General features: G+C 70.3%; 23 protein-coding genes. All 23 read right to left on the bottom strand.

Annotation, left to right across the window (positions count from 1 at the left end):
• Positions 1-5: 5 nt before the first annotated feature.
• Entirely contained in the window at positions 6-431 is a 426-nt protein-coding gene (locus OHT52_RS21085) for a hypothetical protein (protein ID WP_328721731.1), read from the bottom strand.
• 44 nt (positions 432-475) lie between these two features.
• Positions 476-799 carry a hypothetical protein gene (locus OHT52_RS21090; RefSeq protein WP_328721732.1) on the bottom strand — a complete coding sequence of 108 codons (324 nt, stop codon included), beginning with the start codon at positions 797-799 and terminating at the stop codon, positions 476-478.
• A 104-nt stretch (positions 800-903) separates the two neighbouring features.
• Positions 904-1,554: a phage tail tube protein gene (locus OHT52_RS21095; RefSeq protein ID WP_328721733.1), complete on the bottom strand. Its 651-nt coding sequence runs from the start codon at positions 1,552-1,554 to the stop codon at positions 904-906.
• A 76-nt stretch (positions 1,555-1,630) separates the two neighbouring features.
• Positions 1,631-2,038, bottom strand: a complete 408-nt coding sequence (locus OHT52_RS21100; protein WP_328721734.1) for a hypothetical protein — start codon at positions 2,036-2,038, stop codon at positions 1,631-1,633.
• A 1-nt stretch (position 2,039) separates the two neighbouring features.
• Positions 2,040-2,309 carry a hypothetical protein gene (locus OHT52_RS21105; protein WP_328723833.1) on the bottom strand — a complete coding sequence of 90 codons (270 nt, stop codon included), beginning with the start codon at positions 2,307-2,309 and terminating at the stop codon, positions 2,040-2,042.
• 2 nt (positions 2,310-2,311) lie between these two features.
• Complete coding sequence (locus tag OHT52_RS21110) at positions 2,312-2,674, bottom strand: hypothetical protein (RefSeq protein ID WP_328721735.1); 363 nt, start codon at positions 2,672-2,674, stop codon at positions 2,312-2,314.
• Positions 2,662-3,069, bottom strand: a complete 408-nt coding sequence (locus OHT52_RS21115) for a hypothetical protein (protein WP_328721736.1) — start codon at positions 3,067-3,069, stop codon at positions 2,662-2,664. The genes OHT52_RS21110 and OHT52_RS21115 overlap by 13 nt, the downstream gene beginning before the upstream one ends.
• Before the next feature lie 5 nt (positions 3,070-3,074).
• Entirely contained in the window at positions 3,075-3,401 is a 327-nt protein-coding gene (locus OHT52_RS21120) for a hypothetical protein (RefSeq protein WP_328721737.1), read from the bottom strand.
• Positions 3,401-4,456, bottom strand: a complete 1,056-nt coding sequence (locus OHT52_RS21125; RefSeq protein WP_328721738.1) for a major capsid protein — start codon at positions 4,454-4,456, stop codon at positions 3,401-3,403. Before OHT52_RS21125 ends, OHT52_RS21120 begins: the two co-directional genes overlap by 1 nt.
• A 14-nt stretch (positions 4,457-4,470) precedes the next feature.
• Positions 4,471-4,860, bottom strand: coding sequence for a head decoration protein (locus tag OHT52_RS21130; protein ID WP_328721739.1), 390 nt, complete (start codon positions 4,858-4,860; stop codon positions 4,471-4,473).
• Positions 4,861-4,878: 18 nt separating this feature from the next.
• Positions 4,879-5,622 (bottom strand): hypothetical protein, encoded by a 744-nt coding sequence (locus OHT52_RS21135; RefSeq protein ID WP_328721740.1) that lies wholly within the window; start codon positions 5,620-5,622, stop codon positions 4,879-4,881.
• 58 nt (positions 5,623-5,680) lie between these two features.
• Complete coding sequence (locus OHT52_RS21140; protein WP_328721741.1) at positions 5,681-6,484, bottom strand: hypothetical protein; 804 nt, start codon at positions 6,482-6,484, stop codon at positions 5,681-5,683.
• Entirely contained in the window at positions 6,477-7,919 is a 1,443-nt protein-coding gene (locus tag OHT52_RS21145) for a phage portal protein (RefSeq protein WP_328721742.1), read from the bottom strand. Before OHT52_RS21145 ends, OHT52_RS21140 begins: the two co-directional genes overlap by 8 nt.
• A gap of 19 nt (positions 7,920-7,938) precedes the next feature.
• Positions 7,939-9,615 carry a terminase gene (locus tag OHT52_RS21150; RefSeq protein WP_328721743.1) on the bottom strand — a complete coding sequence of 559 codons (1,677 nt, stop codon included), beginning with the start codon at positions 9,613-9,615 and terminating at the stop codon, positions 7,939-7,941.
• 9 nt (positions 9,616-9,624) lie between these two features.
• Positions 9,625-10,116 carry a phage terminase small subunit gene (locus tag OHT52_RS21155; protein ID WP_328721744.1) on the bottom strand — a complete coding sequence of 164 codons (492 nt, stop codon included), beginning with the start codon at positions 10,114-10,116 and terminating at the stop codon, positions 9,625-9,627.
• Entirely contained in the window at positions 10,116-10,898 is a 783-nt protein-coding gene (locus tag OHT52_RS21160) for a hypothetical protein (RefSeq protein ID WP_328721745.1), read from the bottom strand. The genes OHT52_RS21155 and OHT52_RS21160 overlap by 1 nt, the downstream gene beginning before the upstream one ends.
• Positions 10,899-10,947: 49 nt before the next feature.
• Complete coding sequence (locus tag OHT52_RS21165; RefSeq protein WP_328721746.1) at positions 10,948-11,532, bottom strand: bifunctional DNA primase/polymerase; 585 nt, start codon at positions 11,530-11,532, stop codon at positions 10,948-10,950.
• Positions 11,533-11,825: 293 nt separating this feature from the next.
• Positions 11,826-12,134, bottom strand: coding sequence for an HNH endonuclease (locus OHT52_RS21170; RefSeq protein ID WP_328721747.1), 309 nt, complete (start codon positions 12,132-12,134; stop codon positions 11,826-11,828).
• Positions 12,131-12,391, bottom strand: coding sequence for a hypothetical protein (locus OHT52_RS21175; protein WP_328721748.1), 261 nt, complete (start codon positions 12,389-12,391; stop codon positions 12,131-12,133). Before OHT52_RS21175 ends, OHT52_RS21170 begins: the two co-directional genes overlap by 4 nt.
• 657 nt (positions 12,392-13,048) lie before the next feature.
• Positions 13,049-13,633 carry a DUF4352 domain-containing protein gene (locus tag OHT52_RS21180; RefSeq protein WP_328721749.1) on the bottom strand — a complete coding sequence of 195 codons (585 nt, stop codon included), beginning with the start codon at positions 13,631-13,633 and terminating at the stop codon, positions 13,049-13,051.
• A gap of 112 nt (positions 13,634-13,745) precedes the next feature.
• Entirely contained in the window at positions 13,746-13,952 is a 207-nt protein-coding gene (locus OHT52_RS21185) for a hypothetical protein (protein ID WP_328721750.1), read from the bottom strand.
• 98 nt (positions 13,953-14,050) lie between these two features.
• Entirely contained in the window at positions 14,051-14,284 is a 234-nt protein-coding gene (locus OHT52_RS21190; protein ID WP_328721751.1) for a hypothetical protein, read from the bottom strand.
• A gap of 79 nt (positions 14,285-14,363) precedes the next feature.
• Positions 14,364-14,555: a hypothetical protein gene (locus OHT52_RS21195; protein WP_328721752.1), complete on the bottom strand. Its 192-nt coding sequence runs from the start codon at positions 14,553-14,555 to the stop codon at positions 14,364-14,366.
• Positions 14,556-14,644 lie beyond the last annotated feature (89 nt).

Below are 14,644 nucleotides of genomic sequence, written 5' to 3' on the forward strand. Positions count from 1 at the left end.
ACGGATCACCCCTTCCCGGGGAGCACCTGCGAGTTGATGCGCTCATACGCGGCTCGGGCCCGTGCGCGCTGCTCTTCGGCGGCCGCCGCCGCGTCCGCGGGCGGCGGGTCACCCGGCCGCCACGACGGCTCGGGCCACGGGATCTCCGGTGAGTTCTCGGCGCGGTTGACGTTGGCGAACGCGATGAAGAGAAGTTCGAGCAGATCGCGGGCATCGGCCCGGGACCAATCCGCCTGCGTCCACGGGTTACCGGCCGCCGCGCGAGCTGTGGCACCGTCGGGCGGTAGCCCCTCGACCATGACGCGCAGCCACCGCAGCGTGATCTCGCGCCGCCAGAAAGCAGCGACCGGACCGCCGGGCCCGTAGCCCGGGTAGTGGTGGGCGAGGTCGGCCTCGACCGCCTCGGGGTGGTCGCCGAGGACATCGAGCACGCTGTACTCGACGAGCTGCTCGACGTCCTCGGGTTCGCCGCCGGCTACTTCCTCGGCGGCCGGTGCTTTCCCATCGTGTCCTGCATGTCGGCGCGCGCGGCGACGAACACGAGCATGAGCCCGTTGGCGTCGCCGCCCGACTTCACGAACGCGTCCCACTGGTCGCCGAGCAGCACGCGCGCCTTGCCGAGGTCGCCCTCGGCGGCGTCGAGCTGCTTGTTCGTCTCGTCGTCCGCGAACAGCGGGTGCGGAAAGGTGTACACCTTCCCGTCGTCGGTCTCGACCTCGACGACGTCACCGCCGACCGCCTCGGCGTACGACGCCTTGACGGCGGACAGACGGTAACGGGCCTTACCGGGCTTGCTCATGATCAGTACCTCTTTCCGTGGGTGAGCTGCGGGTGAGCATGTGAGGGCGAGGGGCGACAGTGCTCACCCAGGACCGTCGCCCCTCGCCCGATCAGGAGGGGGGGTCATGCCGCGAGGGCACGCCACCCCGGGCCGTCGACCCAGTTGCGGCACGATGTCTTCAGCACGCTGTCGCGGTAGGCGTTGAACGTCACCGGGCGCTGCGTCTCGGTCGACCTCGCCCACTGCTCGTCGTCACGCGAGGTGAGCCGGGCCCGCGGGAAGAACTTGACGACGTAGATTTCGGCGCCGCTGTCGTCGTAGTCCAGACCAATGAAGAGCAGCCGCCGGTAGGGGTTCTTCGGGGTGCTCGCCCGGTCCCACTGCCACGCCTCGCCCATCTCCGGCAGTGCACCGGTGCCGGACAACGGCAGTCCTTCGTACAGGGCGAGCGTCGCGGCATTCGTTTCCTGCGGCGAGAACTTCGCGCTGAGCACGTCCGACTCGACGTCGGAACGGGTCGGCTCGACCGCCTGCGAGCTCGTGACGTCCGCCATCGACAGATCGCCCGTGAACGTCAGTCCGTCGTCGGTCGTGTAGCCCACCGGGACGTAACCGGTCGGGATCGCCTGCAGCGCGCCGTCAGCCGAGGCGAACGGGGCGGTGACGGCGGCCGCCGTGTAGTCGGCGGCGTACACCGCCTGCACGAGAGCCTTGCGGATGTACTCGTTGTGGAGTCCGGTCTCCAGGGAAACCGGGGGAGTCGGGGTGCCCATGAGGCGTACCTCCATGAAGAAACCCCCCGCGCCGGCGGCGCGAGGGGCGTGCGGTCAACGGCGGGTGAGCCGGGGGTTATGCGGGGGCGAGGGCAGTCCCTCGAATGGAGAGCTCGACAGCGAACGCGTAGCGGGGCGACGACGTCGCGGCGTCGGGCAGTAGGTTCGGGCCGCCAACCTCGGCGAGGTCGTACACGACGGCGCCGCGCCATCCCGGCATGGCGAGCGTGAGCGCCCGCACCACCGCGACCAGGTCGGCGGCGTCCGCCTCGGTGGCGCCCCAGCAGTGCACGTCGAGGCGCGGCCGGTCGGTGATGGTGCCGAGCTGCGCGCCGCCGATCCGCTCCGCCCTGACGAGCCGGGCCGGCCGGGGTGACGGCACGCGGGTGCCGACGTGCACCAGGTCCCCGCGCGCGGCGAGCTGCTCGCGGAGATACCGGGTGTACACCTCGGCGGCGTCCGGGAACACGATCGCCGTCGGCACGTCAGTCGGTTCCCTTGGCGGCGTCAAGGCCGCGCAGCAGCGCCGCCCGGGACACCTCGGGGTCGTCGGTGGAGTAGTCGCCGATCACGGCGCCGCGCACTCGCTGGTCGTCGATCTGTACGTCCGTACGGAACTGTCCGGCCGCCGTGCTCGCCGCGGCGGCGGCGCTCTCGGCCGACCTGGTCTTCCGCTCGATCAGCGCCCGCGTGCCGTCGCTCTTCAGGAACCCCGCGATGTTCCGCCGGTTCGGGACCACCCGCATTCGGGTCATGGTCACCCCTCCACTGTCGTCAGCCGGATCTCGTAGTGATGCAGCTCGGCCGGTTCGTACGCCGGACCGGGCGGCCCGATCACCTCGAACACGGCGCCGTTCCAGTGGACTCGGTCGGCACCGTACACGGTGAGCGGGGCGCCGTCGGCCGCCCACGGGTTGCAGAGCATGAGCCACTCGCCGATCTGCGCGTCGCGCTGGTCGGTGTCCTCGGCCCCCGTGTTCTGCTGCAGCCACGCGGCGGCCGCCGCCTTGGTCGATGCCGACCAGTCGACGATCTCGTTGCCGTACCGGTCGGTCGTCCGGCCCGGGTGTTCAACCTCGACCGTGTGCGGCAGCAGGTCGTCGGGGATCACAGCAGCCACCGGCAGTAGTCGGCCGGGTCGTCCCGCCACGCGGGCCCGTCGACGAGCTGCACTGTGTACGCGGCGTCGGCGTCCGGGTCAGTGCTGTCGTCGGGCTGCAGCTGGTCGATCTCGTCGGCGGTGAGGTACAGACCGCCGTTCTCGCCGAGGGTCTCGGAGTACTGGCCGATCGTGCGCTGCCGGTACCCGCCCCCGTTGGCGATCACCCGGCGGGTCACCGCGATGGCGATCGCCCTGGTCGTCGCTGGGTCCGGGGTGTGCCCGGCCGGGATGTGCCCGCGCATGAGCGCCGACGCGTCGTCGAGGTACACCTCGACCTGATCGCGCCGGGCCCCGGCGAGGGTGACGGCGGCGCGCTTCTCGTAGTCCTCGACCGTCGCGAACGCTGCCGCCATCCCCGCTACTCCTCTCGCTCGACGACGCCGGCCGCCTCGCACGCCGCAATGATCTCGTCGCGGCTCGCGTGGGTGTCGTACTCGACACCGTTCTCCTCGGCGAACTTCCGCCACGCGTCGATGCCGGACCCCCGACCGGACCGGGTCGGCGGTTCGTCGTCCGGCGGCGGCTGCGTCGCCGGGTCCTCGAACCCGACCTGCGCCCCGTCGCCCTGGTCGTCGTCCGACTCCCACGCGTGTGCGCCGATCTTCTCGGCGACCTCGGGCGGGACATCGGACCCGGGCCCGTACGCCACACCGTCGACGTGCACGAATGTGTTCAGCCTGCGCATCAGCGCACCACCGCCTTGAACGTCAGGTTCGGCGTACGCAGCACCGGCATGCCAACCGCCGCAACGTGCGTCCACAGGCGGATGGGGTTGCGCGTCTTGTAGGTCGCCGCGACGATGCCGGCCCGGCCGTCGACCGCCGAGTACTCCGCTTCGAGAGACTCGGCCGTGGTGCCCAGCAGGAACCCGCCGAGGTCGGTCGGCTGCGCGGCGTCGGTGGCCCCCGGGGCGGGGACGAACACGATCGCGTTCGCCGGCATGATCCGGGTCGCTGTGCCGTCGACGGACACCCGCGCGTCGTTCAGCTCGATCGGCGGGAGGTCCATGCCGTCGAGGACGGTGTTGATCTGGTCGACGGACACCATCGGTGCGGACCCGGCCGGTGCGAGCGGGAAGACCTGCCGCACGACCTGGTCGCACTGCCGCATGTCCGCGAGGACCGTACGCGGCATGAGCATCCGGTCGGGCGGGACACCGTTCGTGTCGATGTACGTCTGCACCCACGACTCAAGGTCGGTGATGGGCGTGGCGTTGGCGTGGTCGGTCCACAGCGTGGCTGCGGTCACCGAGTGCTCGGGCTTGCGGCCGAACACGACCGGGTCCTGATAGACGCCGTTCTCGTTGATCGTGAACTGTGCGTCAGCGAGGGCCTGGCCCTTACCGACCTCGAACCGGGCGGCGATTTTCGCCGCGAGGTTGTTCGCGTCGCGGGCGATGAACCGACGCATCGGGTTGTCGGCGTCCGCGCTGCGCAGCCGCAGCGCGTCGTACTCGTTCAGCGGGATGGCCTCGCTGATCGGGGGCAGTTCGCCCATGACGTCCGAGACACCCTCGCGACGGCCGATCCGCGACTCGGCATCCCACGACCGGTAGACGGCCGTTTCGGTGAGACCGCCCTCCCCTCCCTTGGTGTACTTGTACGTGATGTCGTCCAGGACGACGTTCGGCAGCCACCGCGACAGGGTGAACGTGTTCACCGTCTGCTCGGCGAGCGCCACCCGTGTGAGCGGGGTGAGCTCCTCGGGCGCGATGTACGTGTCGTCGAAAACCCAGCTCATCTCTTCACTTCCTCTCAGACGAACCGGATCGAACCGGCCACGTCCGCCTTACCGGCGGCGTCGACAGCCACCGGCAGGCGCGACTCGCGGACCTTGCCGTGCGTGAACATGGCCCCCGACACGTCGGTCGTGTTGACGGCCGGGGCCCCGACGGCGGCGTACAGGAACCCGACGAGGGTTTCCCGCCCGTCGGACGCGCCGGCCGAGTACGGGCCGAACTTCTTGGTGGCGGTGATCTGCCCGAGCGGGATGCCGCTCTTGAAGTACCCCGCCGGGTAGTGGGTGGCCGGGGTGAACGTCGAGACGTCGAGCGTGATCGACTCGGTCGCCTGCGTGCCGTGCTCGCTGCCGAGCCACGACTGATCGTCCATCCCGAACGTGCGAACCGTCTGCTGCAGGTTCATGCTCGGTGCCTCTCTGGGTTAGCTCTTCGTGGCGCTGCGGCGCGGTCCGATGAGCTCCTCGTACAGAGCCACCCCGTCCGATGCCCCAGCGCCCTTGGTTTTGCTGCGTCCGCTGCCGTTGCGCGCACCCTGGTAGCCGCTCCCGGTCCGGCGACGGCGGCGCGTGTCGCGCTCGTCCTGGTCGTCGCTGCCGTCCTTATCGGACTTCTTCGGGGCGAGTTTGTCGACGAGCTCGGCGATCGCGTCCTCATCGACGTCGCCCTCGTCGTCCACGTACTTCTTCAGGTTGAGCTCATCGGCGACGTCCTTCGCGTTCTCCAGCCGGCCGGACGCCGACGCGAGGAACGCCTGCCGAGCGACGCGGACGCCGCTCTTCACCCGTTCCTCAGCGCGTGCTGCGGCGACCGCCTCGTCGACCTTCTTGTCGAGGTCACTCATCCCCTCGCGCTTGAGGCGAGCGAGCTCCTTCGCGGCGGCCGCGTTCGTCTTGGCCCGCGCCTCCTGCTTGCGCATGAGCGCCTTGTACTTCTCGGCCTCAGCCTTGTGATCGATCTTGTCGTCGGCGTCGTCCTTGTCGGCCGTGCCGTCGTCCTGGTCGTTGTCCGAGTCATCGTCGCTGTCGTCCTGGTCGTCGTCCTCGGCGCCGCCGCGGATCGGCCACACCGGGTACACCGCGGCCGGATCCTCTCCGGGCCGGGCCTTGCGCCAAGCGACGGCGAGCTGCCCGGTACGGGCGTGACGGGGCAGGGTGCGCATACGCATGGTGGTCTCCCGTGTCGGGTCAGGGTGAGCGATAGGTGCGCCGTGTCGGCGCCGGTCATCACGCGGCCGGGATGTCGTCCGGGCCCGTGAAGTTCTGTCGGCGAACCGCGAGCAGCGGACCGATCTCGCCGTGCTCGCGCGTGATGATCACCTGCCGGTAATCGGGGGCGCGGCCGCCGCGGTCGGACTCGCCGAGGTCGCGGGCGATCGCGTCGTGTGCCTCCTGCAGCAGCGCCTCGTCGATGACGGGCCCGGGGTCGCGGTCGCCCGGCAGCGGCTCGGGTCGGCAGTGGCAGCCCGGATGGATCGGCATCAGGTTCTCGACCCGGTACCGCTGCGTCGAGGCGATCACGCACAACGCGCAGTTCTTCGTACCCCGCAGCTCGCGGCGGAAGAACTTCACGCCTCCGCGGCCCATCGACTGCCGGGCGGCGTGCGTACGGGCGAGCTGCAGATCGGTCTCGGTGATGCTGAGCAGCCGCGTGCGTCCCTGCGCCAGCGCGTCGACGTAGTCGTGCCCGCGCGCGAGGGCCGTGCGCATCTGCACGAACGGCCGGTGATACACCGTGGCCGGATCGACGCCGCGCAGCGCCTCGGGCAGGGCGGCCCCGGCCGGTGCCGCGGCGCCGCCCATCATGTCCGCGATCATCGCCGTGAGGTACGCGTCGGTGATCTGGCCCATCTGGGCCTGCACGCCCAGCACAACGGGCAGCACCCGCTCGATGAACACCGCTGCGTCGGAGTCCCGGTAGTCGCCGAGGGTGTCGAACGCGTTCAGCACGAACGTGATCAGCCGGGTCCGCAGCGACTCGGAGAGCGCGTCGAACCGCTCGCCGAGCGCAGCCTGCAGCGCCTCACCCATCGAGCGCCCCGCCCGCGCCAGAGTCGTCCGGCAGGTTGCCCGCCGTCGGCGCCGCGCCGGGTGCCGGGAGCAGCGACGCGGCGAGCAGCGCCTGCGACGCCGCGCCTGCCGTGATCCGGCGGACCATGGCGGGCGTCTCGCCCATCTCTTCGGCGATGACGTCGAGGGGGTACCCGATGCTCTTGAGCTTGGTCGCGGCGTCGGCCTTGACCGCAAGGGACGCGTGCGCCGGGTTCGCCCAACGCACTTCGGCTTCGACGTAGTCCTCGGGCACGCCGGCCTGCGCGGCGCAGAGCGACATGACCGACTCCATGCCCTCGCCGAACACCGCGATGTGCTCGCGGATCTTGGCCACGTGCAGGATGTCGAGCGCGCCGATCGTGTCCGCCGAGATATTCACCAGATCGCCCGCGTAGTAGTACACGGGCGTCTGCGACAGCAGCAGAGCGTCGCGCACATCCGACTCGTGCTCTTTCAGGAACCCGCTCAAGTCCGCCGCGGCGAGCTGCCCGAACTGCGCATTCTCACCCTCGGACGCCCACACCGCCGACGGGCCCGGCACGAACGGCTGCTCGACGACGACGAGCCCGGTCACCGGGTCCTTCTTCTTCGCGAACTTGTGGCCGCGGATCCACTTCTGCGGGAACCCCGCGTTGCGGCTCGTCGCCATCCGGTTCAACACCCCAAGGTTCAAACGATCTTGGATGTCGATAACTCCGGCGAACTCGGGCTCGGGGTCCTCGCCTAGATCGGGCATGCGGGCGAACTCCACGAGCTGCAGCATGCCGAGATCGTGCGACTCACCCTGGTCGCCGCCGACCGGCACCCATGAGTCGGGCCCCCACGGCAGCCGACTGCCGCACCGCTCCGTCGTCCGGTACCGAAAGCGGGCGTCGTCGAAGAACACGACCGCGTACCCGTAGCCGTCGATGTCGGACGGGAACGCCTTCAGCCCGACGAGCGGCTCGCCGGTCTCGGGGTCGTACTCGACGATGCACTCGCGCGGGTGCTCTGCGGTCACGAGCGGCGACGGCCGACCGTTCTCCTCCGTTCGGATGGGGTGCTCGCCGACGAGCATGTACCCGACGCTCTGCGACATCGCCAGACGCCACACGAGCTTCTGCCGCGAGTCGAGCCGGTTCTGCTGCCACCACCGCGACGCGTCCGGGTCCGGCTCGCCGTCCGGGCCCGTGACGCCGAGCGCGGTGAGCCGGTGGACCGACGCGTTCGCGATCACCTGGCACACGTTCGTCCTGGCCTTGCGCTGGAAGTCGAGGAACGCCTGCTGCGCGTTCTTCGGCAGCTCCGGCAGCGGCGGCCGCCCCTTGTAGTAGCGCCACCACTCGTCGAGCACCCGCTCGCGCCGCCGCATCCGCCGACCGAGGCGCAGCAGCCAGAAGTCGGGGTTGTCGATCTCCGGTGTCTCGTCGAGCACGTCGCCCCCTCTCGGGCTGTCAGAACGTGAAGCCGCCCATTTCCTCGGCCTCGGCGGTGATGCCTTTCGCGATCGCGTCGAGGCGGCACTGCCACGCGAGGACAGCAGCGACAGCGGCGTCGATCTTGTCCGGGCTGTCCGGGTTCGCCTTCATGATCTGAATCCCGCTGCGCGTCTTGCGGCGCCGGGAGTTGAGTAGATGCCGCACGAGCGCCGAGGACCCGTCGAGGGTGAGCTCGCACTCGACGAGCGCCGTGTGAAATTTCTCCAGCGCCCGAACGATCAGCGTCGACCGGCCGCCGGTCATCCACCATTCGACCGGGTGGTTCCGGGTCGACTGCACCTTGAGCCGCGGTCCGTACGCCGCTTCCCAGTCGGCCACGTGCGATTCCCATTTCGCCGGGTCGGCGTAGAACCCAATCACGTCGTACCGGTCGAACGTCTCGTGCACCTTCGCGAGCACCTCGACGACCGGCACCTGCCAACCCTCACCGGGCTCGCCCGGGGGCGGCTTCCACCCTTTCGGCTGCTCCCACACGCCGAGCGTGAACAGGTGCCCGTCGCTGAGTCGGCAGCCGATCAGCGCCGTCGCGTCGGTCACCCCACGCGACCGCTTCCGTGAGCCGTCGAACCCGAGCACGATCCGGTCGCCGACCTCGACCGCCCGGTCAAGGTCCGTCGCCGCGCGCACCTCCGGCTGCGACAGCCACGCGTCGGACGCGTGCGTGATCTGGTTCAGGAAGTCAGCGCGCAGATCCTGCGGCTCGTTCGACGTGTCCCAGAACGCGCCGGTGATCCCCTCGATCGGCGACCATCCCGGCGCACACGGCGGGGCGTGCAGCACGCACCCGTCGGGGTGGTCGCTGCTGTCCCCGTACGCGTACCGCAGCCCGGCGACGAGCGACTGCTCGTCGGTCATGTCCGTCTCGGGCGGCGCCTCCCGGTGGTCGACCAGGATGCCGCGCGCCCGCGACCGACCATCAATGATCGCCTGATAGTCCGCCGCCGAGTTCTCCGCGACGGACCCCTCGCCCGGGGTGTAGGCGTTCGGCGTCTCGATGATCGACCCGCCGAGCTTGGTCGCGTTGAACCGCAGGGTCTTCGCGAGCTTGAGCCCGCCGTTCGACTCCTTCCACTCCTCTGTCTGGTCGAGCGACGCGAAGCAAGCGGGGTCGCCCTTGACGCTCGTCGCCGACGACGTGATCGGGGAGATCTCGCCGCGCGGCAGGTAGATCACGGTGTCGAGGACATCGAGCCCGTAGTCGGTCGACAGCGACCCGCCGCGCGCCATCTCCAGCAGCGGCACCCACGTGTTGTCGGTCTGCTGCTCGGTCACCGCGGCAATGCGGACGAGCGGCGTACGGATCGAGTGCCACGGCCGGCCGATCGGCTCGCCGTACGCGTCGAAACCGTCCGGCACGACGTCGGCGCACGCCTCGGCGAGCGCGATCGCCCCGACAAACGGGCTCTTGCCCCACCCTCGGGGCCGACTGAGCAGCCCGCGGTGAATGAGGCGCTTGCCGGTCACCGGGTGCAGTTCGTAGTACGCGCACAGAAAATCGGCCTGTTCCTGCGTCGGCAGGAAGGGCTCGCCGTCGTCCCGGCCGGGCTGCGCGAGATTCTCGATCATCCAGTCGAGGACGTACCAACCGAGCGTGGGGCGCTCGCCCTCGAACTCGGGGCCGCGCCACGGCATACCGGCCCCCTACTCCTCGGCGGCCGAGGACTTCCCGCCCGGCAGCGATCGCAGCGTCGCCGCCCCGTACCGCTCTTTCGCGGACGGACCGCCCGACCGGCCGCTGCCCCCGTCGGCGCCGTCCGCCTCGGCGAACACCATGCGCAGCCGCGCCCGGTCCGCCGGCGTCGCACCGAACGCCGCAACGCGCAGCCGCAGCTCGCCGGCCGCCGACAGATCACCCCGCCACAGCCGGGCATGGATCAGGGCGGTGTCGAGCAGGTACTGCCAGTCGGACGTACCGAAGTGATCCGACTGCGGCGAGTCGATCCACATCTGCCACCACTCGCGAGTCCGCTCGGGCCACACGAACTCGACGAGCTGCCCGTCGCGCTCGACCCGGAAGTCGGGCAGCTCGGGCGCCTCGGCGCGCTCCCACCTGAGCACGGTCTGCGGGATCGCGTCGGCGTTCCGCCGTGCCTTCCTACCGTTCGGCTTGGGGGCCGGCCCCATACCTGCCATCAGAGCCCCCTCGCGGCGATCTCGCGGCAGGTCCGCCGGTCGTTCCCGCTGATCCATGCTCCGCGGTCGACACCACAAGCTGTGCAGTGCTGCGGGTCGCAGTGGCCCGGCTCGCCGAAGAGGTGCCCGCCGTCACGTACTCGCTTGGCAGCCGTCGCGATCTCGCCCCAGTCGCGCAGTTGGTCGAGCCCGAGCGCTTCCGTGATCTCGTCCATGCGGTCGACGAGTTCACGCTGCTGCGCCTCGACGAGCGCCAGCATCTTGTCCTCGGCCTGCCCGGCCCGAGCCAGAGTCTCGCGCGCCTTCACCACCGGATCCTGATGGGGGCCGCCGAACACCTCGCACACCGCCCGCAGCACGTTGTCGGCGGCGACCCTTCCGGCCTCGGCCTGCTCGGCGCGACGGTTGGCGCGGTCCCGCTGTACCTCCATGGCCCGCGAGCGCCCCTCGGCGTTCTCGGCGCGCTGCAGCAGCGTGTGCCCGAGCGTCTCCGACTCCGACAACGACCGCCGAGCTGTCTCGTACATCTCGCCGAGGTGCTGCTGCACACCTTCGCGGAACTCGACCGACACATCGTTCGCCGGGATCTCGACCGTCTCGGCGGTGACGATCGCGCCGCGCGCGCCGATCCGATCGGCGGCGTCCTGCCAGTGGTCACGCACCCGGCCGTAATCCATGCCGATGATGACGCGCTGCGGCGCGCTCTCGTCGACGACCAGAACGAACGGCGGCCGCGTGTCATCGGGCCCCTCGGGCAGTTCGAGGATCTGCAGACGTGCCATGGCTGTACCTCCCGTGTCGGGTGCGCCGCAGCAAACCCGTGTCGGGGCGCTACAGCAGAGCGTCGATTACGTGCTGCAGGTCGCCGAGGCGGCGAGGCGTGTCGCCGAACGTCGCCCCGGTCACTGCGATGTACCGGCCGTCGGCGTACAGCTCGACCGACCCGCCGTGGAAAGTGATGCGCCTGCCGGACTCCAGCGAGCCGAGCCCCCACACGTGCAGCCCGTCACCGGACCGGGACACCTCGACCCACGTGCCGTCGGCGGCCGCGAGGATCGTCTGTGCCCACGGCAGCGGGGCGCCGTCCTGGTCGAGGCAGTGATCGAGGTCGAGGCACACGACGCCGTCGCCATCGAGGACGAACCCGAGCCCGGCGCCCGCGCTGCTCGCCGCGGCGTCGCGGTGGCGCGACCAGGTCGCCGGGTCCGTGCTGCTCGCCACCGAACCGCCCACAGTGAGGGGGACCTTACGGGCGCTGTGCCGGATCCAGCGAGGCCGGCGGGTGAGCTCGGCCGGGACCGTCCGCCGGCGGCGAGCAGCGGCTGCTCGGCAACGTGCCGCACAGAACCGCGCGTGCCGCCGAGCCGTGAGCGGCATCGGGCCCTCGCAGTGCTCGCAGCAGCGGCTCGTCGTCATGGGGCCAGTCTACAGCAGCGTACGCTTTTAGCGCTCTGACCTGCGTGTATCGGTCTCGTACCGGAGTGACGGCGGACTGAGAGGCGATCTGCGGACCCTCGCCCGCTCGCCATCGAATCAGCCCGCCGCACCTCCGTCCGCCCGCCAGCGGACCGCCCACGTGCCCCCACGTGGCCGTTTTCCCCAGACCCGTACAGAACCAGCCCCGCAGCACCTCCCGAGCGACGCGGGGGGTGGGGAGGGGGAGTCACCCCCCACCCCTCGGGCGTTCTGTGCGCTCATCTCCCGCGCGTTCACGGCCAGATGAGTCCTGGGTGTCGTTCGGGTGGCCGTTTGGCCCTCTCGCGCCATCTGGCGGCGTTCCCCTCGCGGCTGGACTTGATCGCGTGGTGGTGCTCGCACAGAGCCTGCAGGTTCTCGTACCGGTGGTCGCTGCCGGGCACGATGTGGTCGACCTGGTTGGCGTGGTGTCCGCAGATGATCCGGCCCTCGCGCCACCGGCACCGGTGCTCGTCACGGTGCAGCACGTACGGGCGGATGACGGTGTACCAGTCCGCTGGCAGTTCGTCGCGTCTCGTGCTGTCGGCCCACTGCCCGCTCATGCGCGGTCGTCCTCGGGGTCGACGTACTGCTCGTCGTCTTGGTCGGATCGTTCGATGGCCGAGTCGAGCGAGACGCCGTCGAGGGTGAGCTGTGGTGTGAACCCGATGGGTGTGCGCTGCTCGTCGGCGGCTGGCTCGTGGTCAAGTGCGGCGAACAGTCGGAGGGCGGATGCTTCGAGGCGGTCGAGGGTGACGCGCTCGCCGGAGTCGGTTCTGATGTCTACCTGGCGGGTGCCGTCGGTGAGGTGTACGCGCATGACGGGGGGCACCTCTCGGCGGGGGGTATGCCGATGCCCCCCGGGGGTGTGGCACCGGGGGGCATCGTTCTGGTGTCGGGGTGGTTGCTCGGCGGCGGTGATGCCGCTGGTCGTGGGTGATGCCTAGGGGTTCGGAAATGGCGATGCCCCGCTCGGTGGCGGGGCGGCTTCTGTTTCCAGGGTGTTTCCGGGCATGCGGAACTGCTGCCGATCTTGCGACATGGGGCGGGGCGGCGTCAAGTCGTGCTGGGGAGGGAGAGAGAGCGTGCTCGTGGTCGCGCCCGTCAACTACCTGTGGATCTCTCTCTGCGTCAGCCCCCGATAGGTAGTGGTAGGGCAGGGTAAGGGACCCCGCGCGCGCGAGTCCCTGGGGAGTCCCCTGGGGACAAAACGCGCTGACCTGCGAGGATGGGTTTCGATTCGATGTGCAATCGCACTCGATTCGCCGTCGTTTCGCACGCGATCCGTCTTCGATTCGTCTTCGATTCGCGCGCGATCCCGTACGCGACGTCCGTGGGGCGAGCGGAGCCCGTGTCGGTCCGTGGGGACATGCGAGAGCCCTCGGACCGGTGATCCGAGGGCTCTGTTGTGGCACTGGGCGTGATTCTGGGCTGTCACGCCGCCTGGAATCGTGACCCTATCGAGACAATGGACGGGTCAGGAAACGTTCCACTGCCCCGTCTTGTCGGCGAACCCGCTGTCGAGCGCGAACTGCACCGTCTGGACCTTCGACGCCTTCGGCACCTCGAACACGATCCAGCCCAAGACCTTCTCGCCCGGCGGGACCTTCGCGTCGGACGTCATCGACGGGCCGGCCGTGACGTCGCCGAACGTCGCCTGGAAACGCTGCCCGTCCGCGTCGGCGACCTGCGCCCCGTTCGACGGACTGTCGGCGTACGGCACCGTGCCCGTGTTGGTGAGCTCGAACTGAGCGGCGACCCAGATCTTGCCGTCCTCCGGCCCGAAGTACTCGTCGGACGACTTGGCGTTGGTGATCCACTTCTTGAGGGTGGCGTCGACCTTCAGGTCGTCGTCGGAGCCCGTGAGGGTGATGGTGTCGCCGACGGCCGCGGGCGCGTCCTTGGTGGGCTCCGGGTCAGGCGCGGTGGTGGGGTCCTCGGCGGCCGGGGCGGTGGCGGCCGGGGCGGTCTTACTCGGCTTGGTCGTGATCTCGTCTTGGCAGCCGGTGAGTGCGAGCAGTAGTCCGGCGGCGGCGAGTGTGGTGGTGGCGGTGCGGCGCATGGTGGTCCCCCCTGGGTGTGCGTGTGAGGGGCCATCATGTCGGACGGGTGTCTGTGGTGTGTGGGGTTCGCGGTGATTGAGCTTGGGCTGTTGTGCTGTGGTGACCGAGTTGCTACATGGCGTCCCACGGTACGTCGCCCTGCCATACCCACCGGCCGGCCGCGTCCGAGGCGTAGACGCTCCGGCCGCCGCGGTAGGCGCAGCCGTCCGTGATGATCGCGGTCCACTGTTCGTCGCCGTCGAGGGTCACCGGGGCGGTGGAGCCGTCGAGGGGGCCGCCGTGGAGTTCGACGGTGGTGTACGCGGTGTCGTCGGTCATGGGTTCATGGTGGCGGCCTGGGAGGGGCCGCGGGGCTGGAACGCGGCGATGCCCCGCAGCCGAGCGGCGGCGAGGCATCGAGAGCTCGGGGCGTGAGATCAGAGGTCGAAGCGCTGGGCTGCGGCCGGGGCGGTCTCCAGGTGGGCGAGGCTCTCGTCGGCGGGCGCCCAGATCCAGCAGGTGCGCGGCCCGGTGTAGTAGGAGTGTTCGGTCCGGTTGCGTTGGACGAGGTCGGCGGCCAGGTCCGCGGGGGGCTGGTCGGTGTCGGTGGTGCCGATGCTCAGGCGGCGTCCGGTCTCGGCGTTGTGGATCAGGTAGGAGATGCGGGGCATGGAGCCCTCCGTGCTGTGCGGGTGCCGGGCTGTCCGGCTCCCCTCACCGCCCGTGCGGGACGGGCGGATCGGGCAGCCGTCAGGCTGTGCTGGAGCCCTTGCGGATCGCGCGGGCCACGCCCTCGAAGGCGTCGAGCGCCTGCGGGTCGTACCGCCCGTGCCGTGCCTGGATGTCCTTGCCGAGCCGGTTGTAGAGGTGGGCGGCCTCGCGGTACCGGCCGTCCGTCTCGGCCTGCTGCGCCTCGGCCATGCGGCGGTCGATGTCGCTCATCAGGTGCTCCTGGTGATGGGTAGACCGGCGGTAGATCAGCCGGTAGATCGGGGTAGCTGCGGTGGTAGAACCCCAGGTAGACGGGGGTG

Origin of the sequence: Streptomyces sp. NBC_00247 (assembly GCF_036188265.1) — a bacterium.
Taxonomy (GTDB): domain Bacteria; phylum Actinomycetota; class Actinomycetes; order Streptomycetales; family Streptomycetaceae; genus Streptomyces.

Coding starts and splice junctions, on each gene's coding strand:
- OHT52_RS21090 (WP_328721732.1), bottom strand. CDS start 799: ATGAGCAAGCCCGGTAAGGCCCGTTACCGTCTGTCCGCCGTCAAGGCG.
- OHT52_RS21095 (WP_328721733.1), bottom strand. CDS start 1,554: ATGGGCACCCCGACTCCCCCGGTTTCCCTGGAGACCGGACTCCACAAC.
- OHT52_RS21105 (WP_328723833.1), bottom strand. CDS start 2,309: ATGACCCGAATGCGGGTGGTCCCGAACCGGCGGAACATCGCGGGGTTC.
- OHT52_RS21115 (WP_328721736.1), bottom strand. CDS start 3,069: ATGGCGGCAGCGTTCGCGACGGTCGAGGACTACGAGAAGCGCGCCGCC.
- OHT52_RS21120 (WP_328721737.1), bottom strand. CDS start 3,401: ATGCGCAGGCTGAACACATTCGTGCACGTCGACGGTGTGGCGTACGGG.
- OHT52_RS21125 (WP_328721738.1), bottom strand. CDS start 4,456: ATGAGCTGGGTTTTCGACGACACGTACATCGCGCCCGAGGAGCTCACC.
- OHT52_RS21130 (WP_328721739.1), bottom strand. CDS start 4,860: ATGAACCTGCAGCAGACGGTTCGCACGTTCGGGATGGACGATCAGTCG.
- OHT52_RS21135 (WP_328721740.1), bottom strand. CDS start 5,622: ATGCGTATGCGCACCCTGCCCCGTCACGCCCGTACCGGGCAGCTCGCC.
- OHT52_RS21140 (WP_328721741.1), bottom strand. CDS start 6,484: ATGGGTGAGGCGCTGCAGGCTGCGCTCGGCGAGCGGTTCGACGCGCTC.
- OHT52_RS21150 (WP_328721743.1), bottom strand. CDS start 9,615: ATGCCGTGGCGCGGCCCCGAGTTCGAGGGCGAGCGCCCCACGCTCGGT.
- OHT52_RS21155 (WP_328721744.1), bottom strand. CDS start 10,116: ATGGCAGGTATGGGGCCGGCCCCCAAGCCGAACGGTAGGAAGGCACGG.
- OHT52_RS21160 (WP_328721745.1), bottom strand. CDS start 10,898: ATGGCACGTCTGCAGATCCTCGAACTGCCCGAGGGGCCCGATGACACG.
- OHT52_RS21165 (WP_328721746.1), bottom strand. CDS start 11,532: ATGACGACGAGCCGCTGCTGCGAGCACTGCGAGGGCCCGATGCCGCTC.
- OHT52_RS21170 (WP_328721747.1), bottom strand. CDS start 12,134: ATGAGCGGGCAGTGGGCCGACAGCACGAGACGCGACGAACTGCCAGCG.
- OHT52_RS21175 (WP_328721748.1), bottom strand. CDS start 12,391: ATGCGCGTACACCTCACCGACGGCACCCGCCAGGTAGACATCAGAACC.
- OHT52_RS21180 (WP_328721749.1), bottom strand. CDS start 13,633: ATGCGCCGCACCGCCACCACCACACTCGCCGCCGCCGGACTACTGCTC.
- OHT52_RS21185 (WP_328721750.1), bottom strand. CDS start 13,952: ATGACCGACGACACCGCGTACACCACCGTCGAACTCCACGGCGGCCCC.
- OHT52_RS21190 (WP_328721751.1), bottom strand. CDS start 14,284: ATGCCCCGCATCTCCTACCTGATCCACAACGCCGAGACCGGACGCCGC.
- OHT52_RS21195 (WP_328721752.1), bottom strand. CDS start 14,555: ATGAGCGACATCGACCGCCGCATGGCCGAGGCGCAGCAGGCCGAGACG.